The sequence below is a fragment of the Blautia sp. AF17-9LB genome (genome assembly GCF_003479185.1).
GTDB classification, from domain to species: domain Bacteria; phylum Bacillota; class Clostridia; order Lachnospirales; family Lachnospiraceae; genus Fusicatenibacter; species Fusicatenibacter saccharivorans.
In genome coordinates this window covers 83,250-99,940 of sequence record NZ_QUGU01000010.1, presented here as the reverse complement: position 1 = coordinate 99,940, position 16,691 = coordinate 83,250, and the positions used below count along the sequence as shown (strand labels likewise).

Annotated in this window: 17 protein-coding genes; all 17 read left to right on the top strand. The window is 47.9% G+C overall.

Going from position 1 to position 16,691, the window contains the following annotated elements:
- The first annotated feature begins 57 nt into the window (after positions 1–57).
- The 17 genes from DWX00_RS11790 (at position 58) to DWX00_RS11715 (ending at position 16,658) form a co-directional block, all read left to right on the top strand.
- Entirely contained in the window at positions 58–609 is a 552-nt protein-coding gene (locus DWX00_RS11790; RefSeq protein ID WP_055219194.1) for a flavin reductase family protein, read from the top strand.
- Positions 610–749: 140 nt separating this feature from the next.
- Complete coding sequence (locus DWX00_RS11785; protein WP_117509934.1) at positions 750–1,067, top strand: PadR family transcriptional regulator; 318 nt, start codon at positions 750–752, stop codon at positions 1,065–1,067.
- Positions 1,064–1,681 (top strand): DUF1700 domain-containing protein, encoded by a 618-nt coding sequence (locus tag DWX00_RS11780; protein WP_118595284.1) that lies wholly within the window; start codon positions 1,064–1,066, stop codon positions 1,679–1,681. The genes DWX00_RS11785 and DWX00_RS11780 overlap by 4 nt, the downstream gene beginning before the upstream one ends.
- Positions 1,678–2,607, top strand: coding sequence for a DUF4097 family beta strand repeat-containing protein (locus tag DWX00_RS11775; protein ID WP_118595283.1), 930 nt, complete (start codon positions 1,678–1,680; stop codon positions 2,605–2,607). Before DWX00_RS11780 ends, DWX00_RS11775 begins: the two co-directional genes overlap by 4 nt.
- A 327-nt stretch (positions 2,608–2,934) precedes the next feature.
- Entirely contained in the window at positions 2,935–3,912 is a 978-nt protein-coding gene (locus DWX00_RS11770; RefSeq protein ID WP_022461553.1) for a LacI family DNA-binding transcriptional regulator, read from the top strand.
- Between the two features lie 251 nt (positions 3,913–4,163).
- Positions 4,164–4,319 carry a hypothetical protein gene (locus DWX00_RS19640; RefSeq protein ID WP_158565053.1) on the top strand — a complete coding sequence of 52 codons (156 nt, stop codon included), beginning with the start codon at positions 4,164–4,166 and terminating at the stop codon, positions 4,317–4,319.
- A gap of 141 nt (positions 4,320–4,460) precedes the next feature.
- Positions 4,461–5,402, top strand: a complete 942-nt coding sequence (locus tag DWX00_RS11765; RefSeq protein ID WP_022461554.1) for an ABC transporter permease — start codon at positions 4,461–4,463, stop codon at positions 5,400–5,402.
- A 19-nt stretch (positions 5,403–5,421) separates the two neighbouring features.
- Entirely contained in the window at positions 5,422–6,333 is a 912-nt protein-coding gene (locus DWX00_RS11760) for a carbohydrate ABC transporter permease (protein WP_082426161.1), read from the top strand.
- Positions 6,334–6,457: 124 nt separating this feature from the next.
- On the top strand, positions 6,458–8,269 hold the full coding sequence (locus DWX00_RS11755) for an extracellular solute-binding protein (protein WP_022461556.1): 1,812 nt from the start codon (positions 6,458–6,460) through the stop codon (positions 8,267–8,269).
- 215 nt (positions 8,270–8,484) lie between these two features.
- The gene (locus DWX00_RS11750; protein ID WP_118595282.1) at positions 8,485–9,882 is read left to right on the top strand and encodes a glycoside hydrolase family 32 protein; all 1,398 of its coding nucleotides are present in this window, start codon (positions 8,485–8,487) and stop codon (positions 9,880–9,882) included.
- Between the two features lie 32 nt (positions 9,883–9,914).
- Positions 9,915–11,282 (top strand): glycoside hydrolase family 32 protein, encoded by a 1,368-nt coding sequence (locus tag DWX00_RS11745; protein ID WP_055265616.1) that lies wholly within the window; start codon positions 9,915–9,917, stop codon positions 11,280–11,282.
- Between the two features lie 26 nt (positions 11,283–11,308).
- The gene (locus tag DWX00_RS11740) at positions 11,309–12,814 is read left to right on the top strand and encodes a serine hydrolase domain-containing protein (RefSeq protein WP_118595281.1); all 1,506 of its coding nucleotides are present in this window, start codon (positions 11,309–11,311) and stop codon (positions 12,812–12,814) included.
- Positions 12,815–13,003: 189 nt separating this feature from the next.
- Positions 13,004–13,393, top strand: a complete 390-nt coding sequence (locus DWX00_RS11735) for a helix-turn-helix domain-containing protein (protein ID WP_118595280.1) — start codon at positions 13,004–13,006, stop codon at positions 13,391–13,393.
- Complete coding sequence (locus DWX00_RS11730; RefSeq protein WP_118595279.1) at positions 13,369–13,923, top strand: hypothetical protein; 555 nt, start codon at positions 13,369–13,371, stop codon at positions 13,921–13,923. The genes DWX00_RS11735 and DWX00_RS11730 overlap by 25 nt, the downstream gene beginning before the upstream one ends.
- A 142-nt stretch (positions 13,924–14,065) precedes the next feature.
- Positions 14,066–15,427, top strand: coding sequence for an MATE family efflux transporter (locus DWX00_RS11725; RefSeq protein WP_118595306.1), 1,362 nt, complete (start codon positions 14,066–14,068; stop codon positions 15,425–15,427).
- Positions 15,424–16,206 carry a threonine/serine exporter family protein gene (locus DWX00_RS11720; protein ID WP_055219212.1) on the top strand — a complete coding sequence of 261 codons (783 nt, stop codon included), beginning with the start codon at positions 15,424–15,426 and terminating at the stop codon, positions 16,204–16,206. The genes DWX00_RS11725 and DWX00_RS11720 overlap by 4 nt, the downstream gene beginning before the upstream one ends.
- Positions 16,203–16,658 carry a threonine/serine exporter family protein gene (locus DWX00_RS11715; protein WP_117761736.1) on the top strand — a complete coding sequence of 152 codons (456 nt, stop codon included), beginning with the start codon at positions 16,203–16,205 and terminating at the stop codon, positions 16,656–16,658. Before DWX00_RS11720 ends, DWX00_RS11715 begins: the two co-directional genes overlap by 4 nt.
- Positions 16,659–16,691 lie beyond the last annotated feature (33 nt).

The window sequence follows — 16,691 nt, the reverse complement described above, 5'->3', positions numbered from 1 at the left end:
TAAAGTTTGCTGTAAGCGTTATAATAAAGAAAATCAAGCAAAACAGGAGGAACAACCATGAGCAGAGTAAATTTTGGAGCAAAACCAAACATGTATCCACTTCCGGTTCTGATTATTGCAACATATGACAAAGATGGCAACCCGGATGCCATGAATGCTGCATGGGGTGTAGTCACAGATTTCAATGAGATCTCCATCAGCATGGGCGACCACAAGACAACAGACAACCTTGCCGCAACCGGTGCCTTCACCGTCAGCATGGCAACCGAGGATACTGTTGTTGGCTGCGATTACGTCGGCATCGAGTCCGGCAGAAAAGTTCCGGATAAATTTGCACGCGCCGGTTTCCATGCAACGAAGAGCGAATTCGTCAACGCGCCGCTGATCGACGAGCTTCCGATGGCACTGGAGTGCAAAGTGAAAAGCTTTGACAACGGCATTCTGGTCGGCGAGATCGTGAACGTCTGCGCAGACGAGAGCGTTCTGACCGACGGAAAGATCGACCCGAAAAAACTGAAACCAATCGCCTTCGACCCGGTCAACAACACCTATCTCGCCATGGGCGACAAAGTCGGCGACGCATTCGGTTCCGGAAAAGCCCTGAAATAAACACAGATGATGACATGACAGCGAATATGTAAAAATTTTATATATTCCCCTTGACAAACCGCCTCCATAGTCTTATGATATGTATAAATTATATATATATAAATATTTTACATATCAGAAACTAACGGAGGTGGTTTTTTATGTATTTTCCGGTATCAGCACTGCTGATCGAATTTATGATCCTGTCGATTGTGAATCGGGAAGATTCTTATGGATATGAAATCAGCCAGACGATCAAACTGGTTGCAGACATCAAAGAGTCGACACTGTACCCGATCCTGAAAAAACTGGAAAAGGCGGGCTACGTGACGACGTATTCCGCAGAGTACCAGGGCAGAAAACGGAAGTATTATTCGATCACAGAAGCAGGAAAAACACAGATGGCGTACCTGCAGGGCGAATGGAAGTCCTATCGTGACACCATTGACGACATTATCGTGTGGAGGAAAAAAGAATGACGAGTGGGGAATATCTGAAACAATTGGAAAAGTATCTGAGGAAGCTTCCGCAGAGCGACTATGAAGATGCGATGGAATACTTCACCGAGTATTTTGCAGATGCCGGTCCGGAAAATGAGCAGGCCGTGATCAAAGAACTCGGAACACCGAAACAGGCAGCCGCCGAGCTGATGCGGAATCTTCTGGACAAAAAAGTAGATGAACGCGAGGCAATGGAAAAGGAAGAAAAACGGAAAGAGAAGAAAAAAACGACAGGCGCCAACATCGTCTGGATCGCGATTCTCGCCCTGTTTGCAGCCCCGGTCGGAGCCCCGATTCTGATCAGCATTCTCATCGTTCTGCTCTGCGCGGCCCTCTGTGCGGCACTGCTTGATATGAGCGTTTTTCTGATTGCAGTTGTCGGCGTGGCCGCCGGAATTAAGATGCTGCTGCGCGGCATTCTGGCAGTCTCGGTTTCCTTCGGCGGATTCTGCTTTATTACCGGAATGGGCGTTTTCATGCTGGGAATCAGTATTCTGTGCGCGGTGTTCGGCGTATACTTTGCAAAATGGATGGGACGGCTGTTCGTGTGGTGTACACGTAAGGTAACGAAAAAAGGAGGAAGCAGATCATGAAAAAATGGACAAAAACAGCATTACTGACAGGATGTGCCTGCTGTATTGCCGGTGCAGTGCTGATGTTCAGCGGATGGGCAAGCGGCGGAAAAGCATACGCGGAAACGTATGATCTGAATGCGATGAGCGGTTCTGCGAAGAAGGAAGACGGCATTTCCACACAGGAAAAGATAAAACTTGATGATTTTGATGAACTGCAGGCAGACCTTACGATCGGCGACCTGAACATCCTTCCGTCCGGTGACGATTCCTGTTATCTCGCCTGGCGGATTCCGTCGAAAAAAGGAGAGACTGCAGTGGAATATCGCGTGCGGGACGGTGTTCTGAGCATCGAAGAGACAAGCGCAGTGTCCGATACGATTTACATTAATATTGACTTTACGGAAGAAATCTTAAGTGGCGGTAAACAGTCGGAAACAGGAGTGATTCTGTATGTACCGGAAAAGAAGGTACTGAAAAAAATAGAGGTAACGATGGGATTCGGTGATGTGCAGATGAATGGCATCCAGGCGGAAAGCGGAAGACTGCAAAATGCGGATGGAGATATCACACTTTTCGGATGTGACATGCAGAATATCAAATGCAAAGCAGATTACGGTGATGTGGAACTGAAGAGCGGAACGTGGGAGAATGGGTCGATCACGCTGGAGGATGGCGATGCGAAAATCCAAAATACGAAGCTTTCCGGAGACGTGTCGGTGGAAAACTCCTACGGCGATATTGAACTTGAACTGGGTAAAAAAGATCTGGAACGGCTGGAAATTACGGCAAAGACAGATTTTGGGGAGATCAATGTACCGGATACCATGGAGAATCTGATGCAGAAAGAGGAGGACGAGCAGAGCTTTTCTTATGTACCGGATCAGCCAGCGGGCAGAATCACACTGATGACAAAGGATGGTGATATCTCGTTGGAAAACGATTAAGCGTTTCTGAATGTTCAGGGACATATGAAATTCCAGAAAAATCGCAAAGCATGCCCGCATGAATGAGCGTTTTTGGAAAATAAGACAAAAGTGACAAAAACACAGGAGGCTGTTTGGATGGTTTCACCAGAAAAAGGGAAATGATCCAAACAGTCGCTTGTTTTTTGTACTTAAATTTTCAGCTTTTAACTTGATTTGTAGATTGCGGTGCTTTAAAATAAAAGTAATCAAGCATTGTGGAACGGGCTCCACAGACCGGCAGCGGGGGAAAAGCCGGAACGAGTCAGAGAAAACAGCCCAGTGTCAGAATAGGAGTTAGGAGAAACTATGGCAAGTATTAGAGATGTCGCGATCAAAGCGGGAGTAGGAATCGGAACGGTATCCCGTGCACTCAATGGGAGCGGGTATATTTCCGATGAAACAAAACAGAAGATCATGCAGGCAGTGGAGGAACTGAACTATAAACCAAATGAGCTTGCCCAGAACCTGTTCCGCAACAAGTCCGGTTTTATCGGAATTGTTGTTAAGAATCTTTCACATCCGTTTATGGCATCTCTGGTGAAACATGTCGAGAATAATCTGTACACCAATGGCTACAAGTGCATGCTCTGCGAGGTTGGGGACAATCCGAACCGCATCGAGGAATTTGTGGAAATGCTGCAGCGAAATGTCATGGACGGCATTATCTGCTGTGCGGATATCCCGTCTTCTGTCAGCCTGGCGGAAATTCACCGTCCGATTGTCATGATTGACCGCTACGTCACCGAAGGGATTCCGTGTATACATTCCGACCATAAGCGCGGCGGTGAGCTTGCGGCGCAGGCGCTTTTGAGCGCAGGATGTAAGAATGTGCTCTATTTTGCATCGAGTGCAACAGAGCGTGGTTGCTCCATGGATCGTTACCGACGGTTTGCGGAAGTCTGCAAACAGCATAAATGTAAAATTACAGCGATTGATGCCGGAAGCAAGATTCTGAATTTTCAGAGCGGCCCGACGATCTGGAAAAAATACATCAGCCATTTTGATGGAATTGATGGACTCTTTACAGCCGATGTCACAGCGGCAGCGTGCATGAAGATGCTGCAGAAAAAAGGGATTAAGATTCCGAAAAAACTGAAGGTGGTTGGCTACGACGGCCTGGATTTTACCCGCTTTTTGACACCGGAGCTGACGACGGTCTGTCAGAATGTGCCGGAAATCGCAAAGCGGAGCGTGGACACAATCATCCGCATGATTGACGGAAAGAAGATTGAGGAGATGGAGCAGATTGTGGATGTGACCTTCCGAAAAGGAGAAAGTACCTGAAGATAACAAAACAGGGAATTACCGAATTTTGCATCATTTTCCGGGATTGCGATAGAACAGAAGAAGAACAGATATCAGAGACACTCGATCTGAAAAGAAAGGGTGTCTCTTTTTCATGTATAAAATAAAAATGAAATAAAACCAACTTATATACGGCAAAAGGGCAGAAAGACTGAGCAAAAGGATATGAAATCGCTGCTGAAACAGTTGCAATTGTCGAAAAAATAGTGAAAAACGGAAAAGTGGAACATATGGAACAGGAAAAGCATGGAACAGCGGAACATGTGGAACAGGAGAATGGGAGAAGAAAGAAGATAAGTGTGAATTTTATGAAAAACAGGATGCATATTGCACAAAAACACAAAATAAAAATTGTGAAAATATTGAAAATGACGAAAAAATATTGATGATTTGTTGACATTGGGCGAACTGCGTACTATGATACAGGTATGGAACAGGTTCCACAAGGCAAAGTGCCAAAACGGAAACGATGCAAATGTGGAACGAAAAGCGGTTGGTAAAGCTTTTAGAGAAATAAGGAGGGAACTATGAAGAAAAAAACGTCATCGCCGAAAACGGCAGAAAGTGGAAAATTGAAAAAAGCGCTCTCGTGCTGGCAGCTGTACATCCTGCTGATTCCTGCACTGATCTGGCTGATCGTTTTTGCTTACTATCCAATGTACGGCCTGATCATCGCCTTTAAAGATTTTAAAGGCCGCATGGGAATCATGGGAAGTCCGTGGGCAGATCCGATCTTCAAGTATTTCAAGATGTTCTTCAGTACCAGTATTGCCATGACGGCAATCAAGAACACGATCGTCATCAGTCTGGAGAGCCTGATCATCGGATTCCCGATTCCGGTTATCTTCGCACTCTTACTGAACCAGGTACAGAGAAGCGGACCGAGACGAATCATCCAGACCATCTCCTACGCACCGTACTTTATGTCAAACGTAGTTGTAGTCAGCCTGATTTCCGTACTGTTTTCCGCAAACGGTCTTGTAAACCACGCAGTTATGGGAGCCGGCGGAAAAGCAATCATGTTCACCAGCCTTCCGGAGTACTTCCGCAAACTCTTCATCGGAAGTAACATCTGGCAGACGATGGGATTCAACGCCATCATCTTCATCGCAGCACTGACCGCAATCAGCCCGGAATATTACGAAGCAGCAACGATGGATGGTGCTTCCAGATTTCAGAAGATCCTTTACATTGATTTACCTCTGATTATGCCGACCATCATCCTGATGCTGATCCTTCAGGTAGGTAACATTATGAACGTGGGATATGAGAAAGCTTATCTGATGCAGAACGGTACCAACACAACCGTCAGTGAGATCATTTCGACATACGTATACAAAGTAGGTCTCCAGACCGCACAGTACAGTTTTGCGACAGCCGTTGGCTTATTTAACTCCGTTGTAAACTTCATTATTCTGGTTATCACAAACGCAGTTGCAAAGAAGACCAGCGATATCAGTATTTTCTAAGAGTCAGGGGGCTTGAAAAATGGCAAATAATAACACTGTGAAAAAGAAAAAAGTAAAAATGAGTACGGGAGACAAGGTCTTTACCGTGATCAATACCGTCATCATGATCCTTGTCTGTATTGCAATTGTATATCCTCTGTATTACGTGCTTCTGGCATCTGTTACAGACCCGGTTGTTGTAAGCTCCGGTAAAATTCTTCTCTATCCGGAAGCGTGGTACACCAACGGATATGAAACCACACTGAAATACCAGCCGCTCTGGACCGGCTATGCAAACACCATCAAATATACCGTATTAGGAACGCTGATTTCCCTGGTCTGCACCATTCCGGCCGGCTATGCACTTTCCAGATACGATATGGTAGGAAGAAAACCGATTATGTTCCTGTTCACCTTCACGATGTTCTTCAGCGGCGGTATGATTCCGATGTACTTAACCGTACAGCAGCTGCACATCTACAACACAACATGGGCTATGGTCCTTCCGGTAGCAGTGTCCGCTTACAACCTGATCGTATGCCGCTCCTTCTTTGAAAGTGGTATTCCGGTCGAGCTTCTCGAAGCAGCAAAAATCGACGGCTGCAGCGATTTTGGATTCTTCTTCAAAATTGCAATTCCGCTGTCGAAAACGATCATCGCAGTTATGTGTCTGTTCTATGCAACCGCAATGTGGAACCAGTTCTTCAACGCACTGATGTTCCTGCAGGATGACAGCAAGATGCCTCTTCAGGTCGTTCTTCGAAACTTGGTACTGATGAACCAGTCCAACCAGATGGGAAGTAGTGCTTCTGAGATGGTAACAAAACAGAAACTGGCTGAGCAGTTAAAATACTGTGTCGTAGTTGTTTCCGCATTCCCGCTTCTGTGCGTATATCCTTTCCTGCAGAAATACTTCGCAAAAGGTGTTACGATCGGTGCAGTCAAGGGCTGATGCAGAACAGAAAATTTATTGTTGCAGAATTCATGGATATAGCAGACATGGTTTATGTGTAGGAATACAAAAATACTAACGTATTTCACTGCCGGAAAAGGCAGCAAAATAAAGGAGGAACAATATGAAGAAAAAAATCGTATCCGTATTACTGGCAAGCCTTATGGTAACCAGCATGCTCGCAGGCTGTGGAAACAGCTCCGGCAGCTCAAGCAGCTCCGGTGCAGGAAGCACAGGAGGAGACACCACCTCTGCATCCGGTACAGAAGCAGGTGACACAGGTCTCACAGCAGAAGAGCAGGAAGCAGTAGATGAGGGAATCATCCAGCTCGACGGTACCCTTCCGATCATCAAAGATCCGGCAAAATTCGAAGAGAAATACGGAAAAATTTCCGCTCTGATCGTAAACTCTGCAGACAGAACTGTAGAAGTAGGCGACCTGGCTATGTGCCAGAAATGGTTCGAGGACACAGGAGTAGAGTTTGACTGGCAGCCGATCCCGCAGGAGAGCGCAACAGAGAAAATCAATCTGATGCTTTCTTCCGGACAGGATCTTCCGGATGTATTCTGGAACTTCGGCGATGGTAAATCCGGAAACACCGTAGTTCAGTACGCAGACCAGGATGTATTCCTTCCGACCGAAGGCCTGATCGAAGAGTATATGCCGAACCTGAAAGCATTCCTCGATGACAATGAGCAGTATCAGCTTGAGATCACCGCTCCGAACGGCCATAAATATGGATTCCCGTACGTAGAGGAAATGAAAGGTCTTGTATTAACACCTGGACCATTCGTGATCAACAAAACATGGCTGGATAAAGTAGGCAAAGAAGTGCCGACAACCGTAGACGAGTGGGTAGACTGCCTGAAAGCAATCCGCGACGGCGGCGATCTGAACGGAAACGGCGAAGACGATGAAATCCCGATGGCAACCTGGTTCGGCGCAACCGATACCTTTGGTTCCTACAACCTGTTCTATCGTTTCACAGGTGCATTCGGATGCGCTGACTCCTACTGCGGAGGAAACTCCTATGCGGATCACTTAAGAATGGTTGACGGAAAAGTTACGTTCACTGCAACAGACGAAGCATTCAAGAAAACAGCAGAATTTTTCAACATGCTGTATGAAGAAGGACTGATCTGGAACGGTTCCTTCGAGGCAGATGAAAGTATGTCATTCAAATCTTCTCTGATCAAAGAGAATGTTGCAAAGATCGGTTCCTTCGGTGTTTGGGGCGATCAGGAAATTACAAACCAGGAAGTACATGATCAGTACGTAGCAGTTCCGAGACTGCAGGGCGAAGACGGTATGACCGGTTTCGAGTGCAACTACTCTGAGCTGCAGGATTCTTCCGATACAGCAATCACAACGACCTGCAAATTCCCGCACGTTGTTGCAAGATTTGTAGATTACATGGTAGGCGATCCGGAAATCTCTGTTACATCTAACTGGGGCGCAATCGGATACAACTATGAGAAAGACGAAGACGGCGTTCTTCGTACACCGCTCGATGAAAACGGAAACTACAAACCTCTGAATCCGGAATATAAGAACTTTGGTGAGGCTCGTGTAAACTCCACAACCTGCCGTGGTTCTATGATCGTTCAGAACGAGTACTATGACACCGTTTGCGGCTACACCTTCGATGCTGTAAAACTTCTCGAGATGCAGAAAGAAAACGGTAAAGATGACATCATGGAAGAGTATGACACCATTCCGCGTGTTCTGATGACCCAGGAAGAGATTCAGCGTCTGGCACAGATTCAGCCGACCGTCTCCGATATCGTTGACCGTTACATCACTACATGGGTAACCGGCGGCGTTGATGATGCAAGCTGGGAGTCCTATAAGACAGAGCTTGAGGGCGCTGGTTTGAGCGAACTGGTTGAGATTTACCAGGGCGCAGTAGATCGAGCAGCTTCTGCAGCAAACTAAAAATCGGGCGAAAAGCGATTACGAAAAAACAGTAACGTAAACGATTTGCAATTAATGTTCTATAACTAAAGAAATTCCAAATGTGGCCATGTTGTATCCCATATAACATGGCCATATTTAAAAAGAAGATTATTTCGTTCTTATTTCTTTTTTGTTGAAGTTCCAAATGGAAAAAGATAAAATAGGAAAAGAGAGAACAGGAAAAGAGGGATCCTATGAGTAAACAGGGAAAAAGAGATTTTAGACCGAACATTCATTTTACACCGGAGAAAAACTGGAACAACGATCCGAACGGACTGATTTATATCGATGGTATCTGGCATCTGTATTATCAGCATAACCCAAATGACGTTGTATGGGGACCGATGCACTGGGGTCATGCAGTATCGAAAGACCTGATTCACTGGGAGCATCTGCCGGTCGCCCTGTACCCGGATGAGATCGGAACGATGTACTCCGGAAGTATGGCATACGATGAAAATAACACCAGCGGATTTGCGAAATACGGTGAGAAACCGATGGTGGCTGTCTACACGGCGCACAATATGGAAACGGGCCTGGAGCAGCAGTGTATTGCATACAGCCTGGATCAGGGAAAGCATTTTGAAAAATATTATGGCAACCCGGTGATCGAAAACCCGGGCACACCGGATTTCCGTGATCCACGCGTCTTCTGGAATGACAAAAAGGACTGCTGGAGCCTTGTTCTGGCATCCGGCGACCACGCAGAGTTTTACGCATCCCAGGATTTGAAAAACTGGAAGAAAACAGGCGAGTTCGGTGTCGGTGTCAATAAAGTGCCGACTGTATGGGAATGCACCGATCTGATCCGTGCTAAAACAGGAAATGAATTTGACGGATTCAAATGGATTCTGATAGTCAGCATGATACATCCGGGAACCGAAGGCCGTGCCAATATACAGTATTTCGTCGGTGATTTTGACGGAGATACCTTCCAGTGCACCGAGATCACAGACGAGCCGCTGTGGATTGATTTCGGATTCGACAATTATGCCGGTGTAACGTATGGAAACTACGACCGTCCGGTTTACCTTGGATGGGGCGTTAATCCGCTCTACGCGAACTTTGTTCCGACCGGTGAGTATTCCGGTCTGATGACACTGCCAAGAGAACTTTCACTTTGTGAGACCGAGGAGGGCTACCGCCTGAAAACAAAACCGTTCGGGATCGATGAGTACCGTGCGGGTGCCTTCCCGATCGGAAATCAGAAGCCGCTGCTGACCGAGAGCTTTGGACTTCTCGTGCAGGGCAATTTCGGAAGAATTGCGCTGAAAAACAGCAGAGGTGAGGAAGTAGTCATCGAGGTAACGGTGGACAGCATCACGGTGGACCGCTCTAAGAGCGGCGACCTTAGTTACTTTGATGATGTAGATCCGAAGCTCTTCAAAAAAGAGGATCTGCTGATATCCACAACAAAACGTTACATGCGCGGAAATGTCAACATGGAGATTATTTTTGATGTTTCCTATCTGGAGATTTATGCAGATGGTGGTCTGGAGACCGCTTCTGTATGTGTTTACCCGGATGCTCCGTATCAGGTGGTTTCCACAGACGGAGATCTGGAAGTGAAAATGTACACCATTAAAAAATAGGGGATATGTTTATTTTGGGAGGTTTTACAAAAATGATGAAAAAAAGAGATTACAGACCGAAAATCCATTTTTCGCCGGAAAAAGGCTGGATGAATGATCCGAATGGCATGGTTTATGTAGATGGCGTGTACCACTTCTTTTATCAGAAGTACCCGTATGATACCAGCTGGGGACCGATGCACTGGGGCCATGCAACATCCCGCGACCTGATTCACTGGGAGCATCAGCCAATCGCACTTTATCCGGATGAACTTGGATTTATCTTCTCGGGAAGTGCTGTGTATGATACGCAGAATTCTTCTGAGTATGGCACCAATGAAAATCCGCCAATCATTGCTATTTACACGAGTCATCATAAGGACGGCCTGGAACAGCAGAGTATTGCATACAGCAATGATAAGGGCCGGCATTTTGAAAAGTCATATCTGAATCCGGTCATCAAAAACCCGGGAATTTCCGATTTCCGTGACCCGAAAGCGTTCTGGAATCCGGTCAGAAGATGCTGGAGTCTTGTCCTTGCAGCGCAGGACCGTGTCTTCTTCTATGCATCCCAGGATATGAAAAACTGGGAGAAAACAGGAGAATTCGGACCGGAAGGAAATCATGTGAAGGGTGTGTGGGAATGCCCGGATCTGTTCCCGATTGAGTATAAGGGGAAAAATGTATGGGTTCTTGTTGTCAGCATGACAAAAGCCTCCGAGGACGACCACTGCAAAATGCAGTATTTCCTGGGTGATTTCGATGGAGAAAAATTCCTCTGCACCTATCCATCCGATGAGCCAAGATGGCTGGATGAAGGCTTCGACAACTATGCAGCCGTTACATTCCAGAATGCGAAAGATGTTCTGCTGATGGGATGGGGTATGAACTGGCAGTATGCAGCACAGACTCCGACAGAAGAGTACTGTGGCCAGGCAACCCTGGTGAGAAAGCTGTCCCTGACAGAGGTAGATGGTGCGCTGACCCTCGTGGCTGCTCCGGCCGGACTGGAAAAATTCCGTCACAGCAGCTATCCGATCGAGAATCATACAACGATCCGCACAGAGACCTTTGGACTGAAGGTTTCCGGAAAAGGAGATGCGAAAATTTGCCTGAAAAACTCAGTGGGACAGAAATTGAAGATTTATGTAACTGACACCAAAATCACGGTTGACCGTACCATGGCGGGCTACAAAGAATTCAGTGAGCACTTCATGACGGAAAAATATTCCATCAGCACCGCAGCGAGAAAGAAAGACGGAGCATGGAATCTGGAGCTTGTTTTTGATGTTTCCATTCTGGAACTGTTTGCTGAGGATGGCGTAGATGCTATCTCTACAGTGGTTTATCCGGAGACACCGTACGACCGCGTAAGCTGGAAGGGCGATCTTTCCGTTGAACTTTACGAAATTGATGCATAAGGGCTGAGAGAAAGGGGAAAAGCAAAATGGGATACTTTAAAGATGTGACACCGGAATCAGCTGGAATCAGCTCCAAAGGAATTTTGAATTTTCTCGACCGAATCGAAGAGAACCAGATTGAGCTGCACAGCTTTATGGTGATCCGCCATGGACAGTGTGCAGCGAAGGGCTGGTGGAAGCCGTATGATGAAAAATTCCGTCATCCACTGTATTCGTTCAGTAAATCGTTGACAGCAACGGCGATTGGTTTTGCAGAGCAGGAGGGAATCTTATCGCTGGATGAGAAAATTGTCGATATCTTTCCGGACCTGCTGCCGGAAAATCCATCTGAAAATCTCAAAAAAATCACGCTGCATCACCTGTTGATTATGGGTTGTGGTCACGAGACGGAGATTATGGACAATTCCGAAAACTGGATTTCTACCTTTCTTCATCATCCGGTGCTCCATGAGCCGGGAACGTTTTATAAATACAATACAGCCGGAACTAACATGCTGGCTGCCGTTCTGAGGAAAAAAACGGGACAGAACGTCACAGAATTTCTGAAATCCCGTCTGCTGGAGCCGCTTGGCATCACATCCCTTACCTGTGCGCTGCTCGGAGACGGAACGGAGCTTGGCGGCGGCGGTATGAAGATGGTAACGGAGGATATGGCAAAATTCACGTATTTTCTGTCCAGACAGGGTGAGTGGGAAGGAAAGCAGCTGCTTCGAAAAGACTGGTTTGAACGCGCCTGCCGCAAGCAGATTGAGACGGAGGGCGATTCGGAAGGCCACGTAAAAGACTGGGCGCAGGGCTACGGCTATCAGTGCTGGATGTGCCGTTATCCGGGCTCCTTCCGCGCAGATGGTGCGTACGGTCAGTTCGGCGTTGTGTTCCCGGATCTCGATCTGATTGTGATCCTGACAACAGCAACAGAACAGACTCAGGAGGAGTTGAGCGCACTGCAGGAGGAACTGATCCCGTATGTGAAGAAAGAGGCAGGAGAGCTGCCACCGTCCCCACTTGCCGGTGCAGTAAAAGCGCGTACCGCAGATCTGGCTCTGCCGCCGCGCAGAGGAACGAGAAATCCGTTTATGGAAGAAAAGGTAAGTAAGCATGTTTATGTATCTGTTCCGCTGATGGGGAATCAGCAGCTGCCGGATTCCGCAGAAATTCTGATCGGCGGAAGCGGCCTGTTTTCGCTGGAGACAAGTCCGATTCAGGAGATGCGATTCGCTTTTGGCTGCGATAAGATGTACTGGAAAGTACAGGAAGGCGGGAAAGAAAAGGAATTTGTCCTCTCCATGCGCCGGGATTTCGCCTATAGTGAAGCGGATGGCCATATTTATGCTGGTTCTGCTGCATGGCGTACGCTAAATACGCTCGAGATGGAGCTTCGGCGAATGGACGGTTTGAGTGGTGGCCGCATGATCGTCAGATTCCAGAAGGAAAATCTTCTGCTGGAGGCAGAGGATACGCTGATTAGTGTCGGTGGACTCGGTATTTCACCACGTCAGGCATTGACTGTATTTGGGATAAAAAAAGATTAAACAGATCGAAAGAGAGAAAAACCGGCGGAATTTTCCGTCGGTTTTTCCATAACAGTGTGAAAATCCTGTAAAAAAAGAAAAACGATATGCAAAGCCGAACGGGAGAATTGCCAAGTCTCCCTGAATATGGTAAACTTTTACCTATATTGGAAAAGAATCGACGCAAAATATCGAGATACAGGAGGCTCTATGTCAGTTTTTTCAGATTTATTATCCGAATATATCACCATGAAAGATGTCGGGGTTTACCCGCTTTCGCAGTTCTGCGGACTCGATCGTTCTTCCATGTATAAGATCATCAATGGAAAACGAAATCCGTCCAGGGAGGATGTTGTGCGGAAGATGGCACAGTTCATGCAGCTGACGCCACGGGAAAAAACAGATTTCATGGATGCATTTTACATTACCCAGATGGGTGAAGAGGTTTATTACCGGCGCAAATCGGTCGGAGAACTGATTGAGACATTTAGCCGCCGCGAGGGAAGAAAAGAGCATATCTTTTATGAAAAGGAACTTGCAAAAATGAAAATGAGCCGCGGTATTTCTTCCAGAGAATGCCGTGTCTTTCCGGCCTTCTGACAGCAGAAATGCTGGAGCGCCATCTCGTAAAAGAAATGCCGGGGCGTGAGCAGATGATACGGGCGGTTGCACAGTACGCAAAGGTGATGCAGACACAGGTACTGGATAAAAAAACGACGATGTTTTTTTCAGAGGATGGCATCAAAAGTTTCCTGGACACGGGCCGCGTGGATGAGTATCCAAAAGAGTGCTATTCTCCGCTGGACTTTGACGAGCGTATTGCCCTGATCCGCCGCTTTCTGGCGCTGCGGGATCGCGCGAATCTTCGTATGATCCGGGAAACGAAAGAGAGAGCAGAGCATGCGCTGAATATTTCGGTCAATGCAAACGAGGGCTATCTTCTGTTCCAGACGCGGACAGAGCGGCTGATTTACCTCAGCATCCGGGAACCGAGCATTCTTATGGCATTCTACGATTACCTGGAATCCATGAAACCGGAAGAACTCTGCACGGAAGAGGAGATGCTGGGACGTGTCGAAGCCATTCTGCATGAATTTGTGGCTTGTCATTCCAGAGAAGGTTCGATATAATAGAAAAAAGGATATTTCCAAACCGGTCATCTCGGGTGAGTTCCGGTGCGTGTCTGCTGAAAAGAAGGCTGGACACGCACCGGGCGGGAACCTGCGGATGACCGGTTTTGACTGTACGAAAAAGAAATGGGGGTTTTTACGAATGAGTACAGAAAGTAAAACAAGAATGACGGAGGGCAGTATTTCAAAAAAGATGATTCTGTTTGCGATCCCGCTGTTCCTTGGCAATCTGTTCCAGCAGTTGTACAATACGGCCGACTCGCTGATTGTAGGAAATTTTCTGGGAAGCAATGCACTGGCAGCGGTCAGCTCTTCGGGCAATCTGATCTTTCTGATGGTTGGTTTTATTAACGGTATCGCAATGGGCGCCGGTGTCGTGATTGCAAGGTATTACGGAGCGAAAAACCGGGAAGATCTGCAGAAAGCGATCCATACGACCGTGGCGTTCGGCCTGGCGGCCGGTGTAGCGCTGACTGTGCTTGGCATGTATCTGGCGCCGAAAATCCTTGTGCTGATGGGAACACCGTCCGATGTCCTGCCGCAGTCCGTCGAATATTTCCGTACCTATTTTGCAGGATCTCTTGGTTTTATCATGTATAACATTTTCGTCGGCATCCTGCAGTCCGTTGGCGACAGCCGTCACCCGCTGATCTATCTGATCGTATCGTCGTGCATCAATGTTGTGCTCGACCTGCTTTTTATCGGAGGGCTTGGCATGGGGGTCGGTGCGGCGGCGCTTGCAACGGTCATTTCCCAGTTCACAAGCGCGATTCTCTGCATGATCCATCTGCTGCGGACGAAGGAAGAGTATCGTCTTCATATCCGCAAAATCCGTTTCGACGGCCGGGCGCTTGGCGAGATTATCCGCAACGGTGTGCCGTCCGGTTTCCAGAACTCGGTTATTTCGATCGCAAACGTTTTCGTGCAGACGAACATCAATGCATTCGGGAAAATGGCGATGGCAGGCTGCGGTTCATATGCAAAAATCGAGGGTTTTGCATTCCTTCCGGTTACATGCTTTACGATGGCATTAACGACGTTTGTCAGCCAGAATCTCGGTGCAAAACAGTATGACCGGGCGAAAAAAGGAGCGCGGTTTGGCATTCTCTGTTCCATTACCATCGCCGAGTTGATCGGGTTTGTGATCTATGCGGCCGCACCGACTTTGATTGCGGCGTTTAACAGCGATCCGGCCGTTGTCCATTACGGCGTGATGCAGGCGAGAACGATTGCACTGTTTTATTTTCTGCTGGCGTTTTCTCATTGCATCGCGGCTGTGCTCCGCGGTTCCGGGCACGCCGCGGTTCCCATGGTTGTCATGCTCTGTGTCTGGTGCCTGTTCCGCGTCAGCTACATTACCGTGACGGTCCGGCTGATCCAGGATATCCGCGTGATTTTCTGGGCTTACCCGCTGACCTGGAGTATCAGTTCTGTCATTTTCCTGTATCTGTTTTTGAAAGGAAAATGGGTATACGGTTTTGAAAAAGGAGGAAAACAAAGATGAACGCAGAATCGACGAGAGAAGCGCTTGATGTGGCATCGCTGGCGGGAGACATCCTGCTGGCGAGCGGCGCGGAAATCTTCCGTGTGGAGGAGACGATCGACCGCATTGCACGGGCGTATGGCGTCAACTCCAGCGATGCGTTTGTGTTGAGCAGTGGTATTTTCCTGACAGCTGAGAGCGGAAAAAAGCAGGAATTTGCCCGCGTGCGTCACATTCCGCTGTCGGCGGCGCGGCTCGACAAGGTAACGGCAGTCAACCAGCTCTCCCGTGAAATCGAGGAGGGTCTGCACATGCCGAAGGAGGCGAAGGCCTGGCTGCTCGATATTCAGCGGATGCCGGACAAACCAAGATGGCACCAGGTGCTTGCATCCGGTGTCGGAAGCGCCTGCTTCTGTTTTCTGTTCGGCGGCGATGTGGTGGACAGCATGGTAGCGTTTCTGTCGGGCTTTGTTCTGTATTTCTATCTGCTGTACCTGCTGCGTGGCAGAATGTCAAAGATTGCGACGAATATTTCCGGCGGCGCGCTTGTCACGCTGATTGCCGTTTTTCTGTATCAGGCGGGGATCGGCCATCATCTGGACAAGGTTATCATCGGTTCGATTATTCCGCTGGTGCCCGGTGTCAATTTCACGAACGCCATCCGTGATATTGCGGATCAGGACTACATCGCTGGTTCCGTGCGGATGCTCGATGCGCTGCTTGTGACATTCTGTATTGCGCTTGGCGTCGGACTGATTATCACAGGATATCATCAACTGGCGGGAGGGCTGCAGCTATGAGTGATACCATTCGTTTAATTGCGGAATTTTTTGCAGCCTGCGTCGGAACGATTGCGTTTGCGCTGCTGTTCCAGGTGCCGCGGAAATACTACCTGTACTGCGGACTGGCAGGTGCCTGCGGCTGGATCTGCTATAAACTGATCCTCCCGCATACGACAGAGCCGGTGTCCATCTTTTTTGCAACGGTGCTCGTCATCCTTCTGTCGCGCAGCTTTGCGGTGTACAAGCGCTGCCCGGTAACGGTATTTCTGATTGCGGGTATTTTCCCGCTGGTGCCGGGAAGCGGCATCTACTGGACTGCTTTTTACGTGGTAACCAATGATCTGGAGCGCGCCGGTGCAAGAGGATTTCTGACACTGAAGGATGCAGTTGCGATTGTGCTTGGCATTCTCTTTGTTTTTGAGTTTCCGCAGAGCTGGTTCCGTAAGGTGTTGACAGACAAAAGCAAATAACCTATTATTGTAGTAGAGATTATAAACAAGGAG

What these genes read in the sequence shown, in the direction of transcription:
- DWX00_RS11790 (WP_055219194.1), top strand. Translation starts at nt 58, where the DNA reads ATGAGCAGAGTAAATTTTGGAGCAAAACCAAACATGTATCCACTTCCG.
- DWX00_RS11785 (WP_117509934.1), top strand. Translation starts at nt 750, where the DNA reads ATGTATTTTCCGGTATCAGCACTGCTGATCGAATTTATGATCCTGTCG.
- DWX00_RS11780 (WP_118595284.1), top strand. Translation starts at nt 1,064, where the DNA reads ATGACGAGTGGGGAATATCTGAAACAATTGGAAAAGTATCTGAGGAAG.
- DWX00_RS11775 (WP_118595283.1), top strand. Translation starts at nt 1,678, where the DNA reads ATGAAAAAATGGACAAAAACAGCATTACTGACAGGATGTGCCTGCTGT.
- DWX00_RS11770 (WP_022461553.1), top strand. Translation starts at nt 2,935, where the DNA reads ATGGCAAGTATTAGAGATGTCGCGATCAAAGCGGGAGTAGGAATCGGA.
- DWX00_RS19640 (WP_158565053.1), top strand. Translation starts at nt 4,164, where the DNA reads ATGGAACAGGAAAAGCATGGAACAGCGGAACATGTGGAACAGGAGAAT.
- DWX00_RS11765 (WP_022461554.1), top strand. Translation starts at nt 4,461, where the DNA reads ATGAAGAAAAAAACGTCATCGCCGAAAACGGCAGAAAGTGGAAAATTG.
- DWX00_RS11760 (WP_082426161.1), top strand. Translation starts at nt 5,422, where the DNA reads ATGGCAAATAATAACACTGTGAAAAAGAAAAAAGTAAAAATGAGTACG.
- DWX00_RS11755 (WP_022461556.1), top strand. Translation starts at nt 6,458, where the DNA reads ATGAAGAAAAAAATCGTATCCGTATTACTGGCAAGCCTTATGGTAACC.
- DWX00_RS11750 (WP_118595282.1), top strand. Translation starts at nt 8,485, where the DNA reads ATGAGTAAACAGGGAAAAAGAGATTTTAGACCGAACATTCATTTTACA.
- DWX00_RS11745 (WP_055265616.1), top strand. Translation starts at nt 9,915, where the DNA reads ATGATGAAAAAAAGAGATTACAGACCGAAAATCCATTTTTCGCCGGAA.
- DWX00_RS11740 (WP_118595281.1), top strand. Translation starts at nt 11,309, where the DNA reads ATGGGATACTTTAAAGATGTGACACCGGAATCAGCTGGAATCAGCTCC.
- DWX00_RS11735 (WP_118595280.1), top strand. Translation starts at nt 13,004, where the DNA reads ATGTCAGTTTTTTCAGATTTATTATCCGAATATATCACCATGAAAGAT.
- DWX00_RS11730 (WP_118595279.1), top strand. Translation starts at nt 13,369, where the DNA reads ATGCCGTGTCTTTCCGGCCTTCTGACAGCAGAAATGCTGGAGCGCCAT.
- DWX00_RS11725 (WP_118595306.1), top strand. Translation starts at nt 14,066, where the DNA reads ATGAGTACAGAAAGTAAAACAAGAATGACGGAGGGCAGTATTTCAAAA.
- DWX00_RS11720 (WP_055219212.1), top strand. Translation starts at nt 15,424, where the DNA reads ATGAACGCAGAATCGACGAGAGAAGCGCTTGATGTGGCATCGCTGGCG.
- DWX00_RS11715 (WP_117761736.1), top strand. Translation starts at nt 16,203, where the DNA reads ATGAGTGATACCATTCGTTTAATTGCGGAATTTTTTGCAGCCTGCGTC.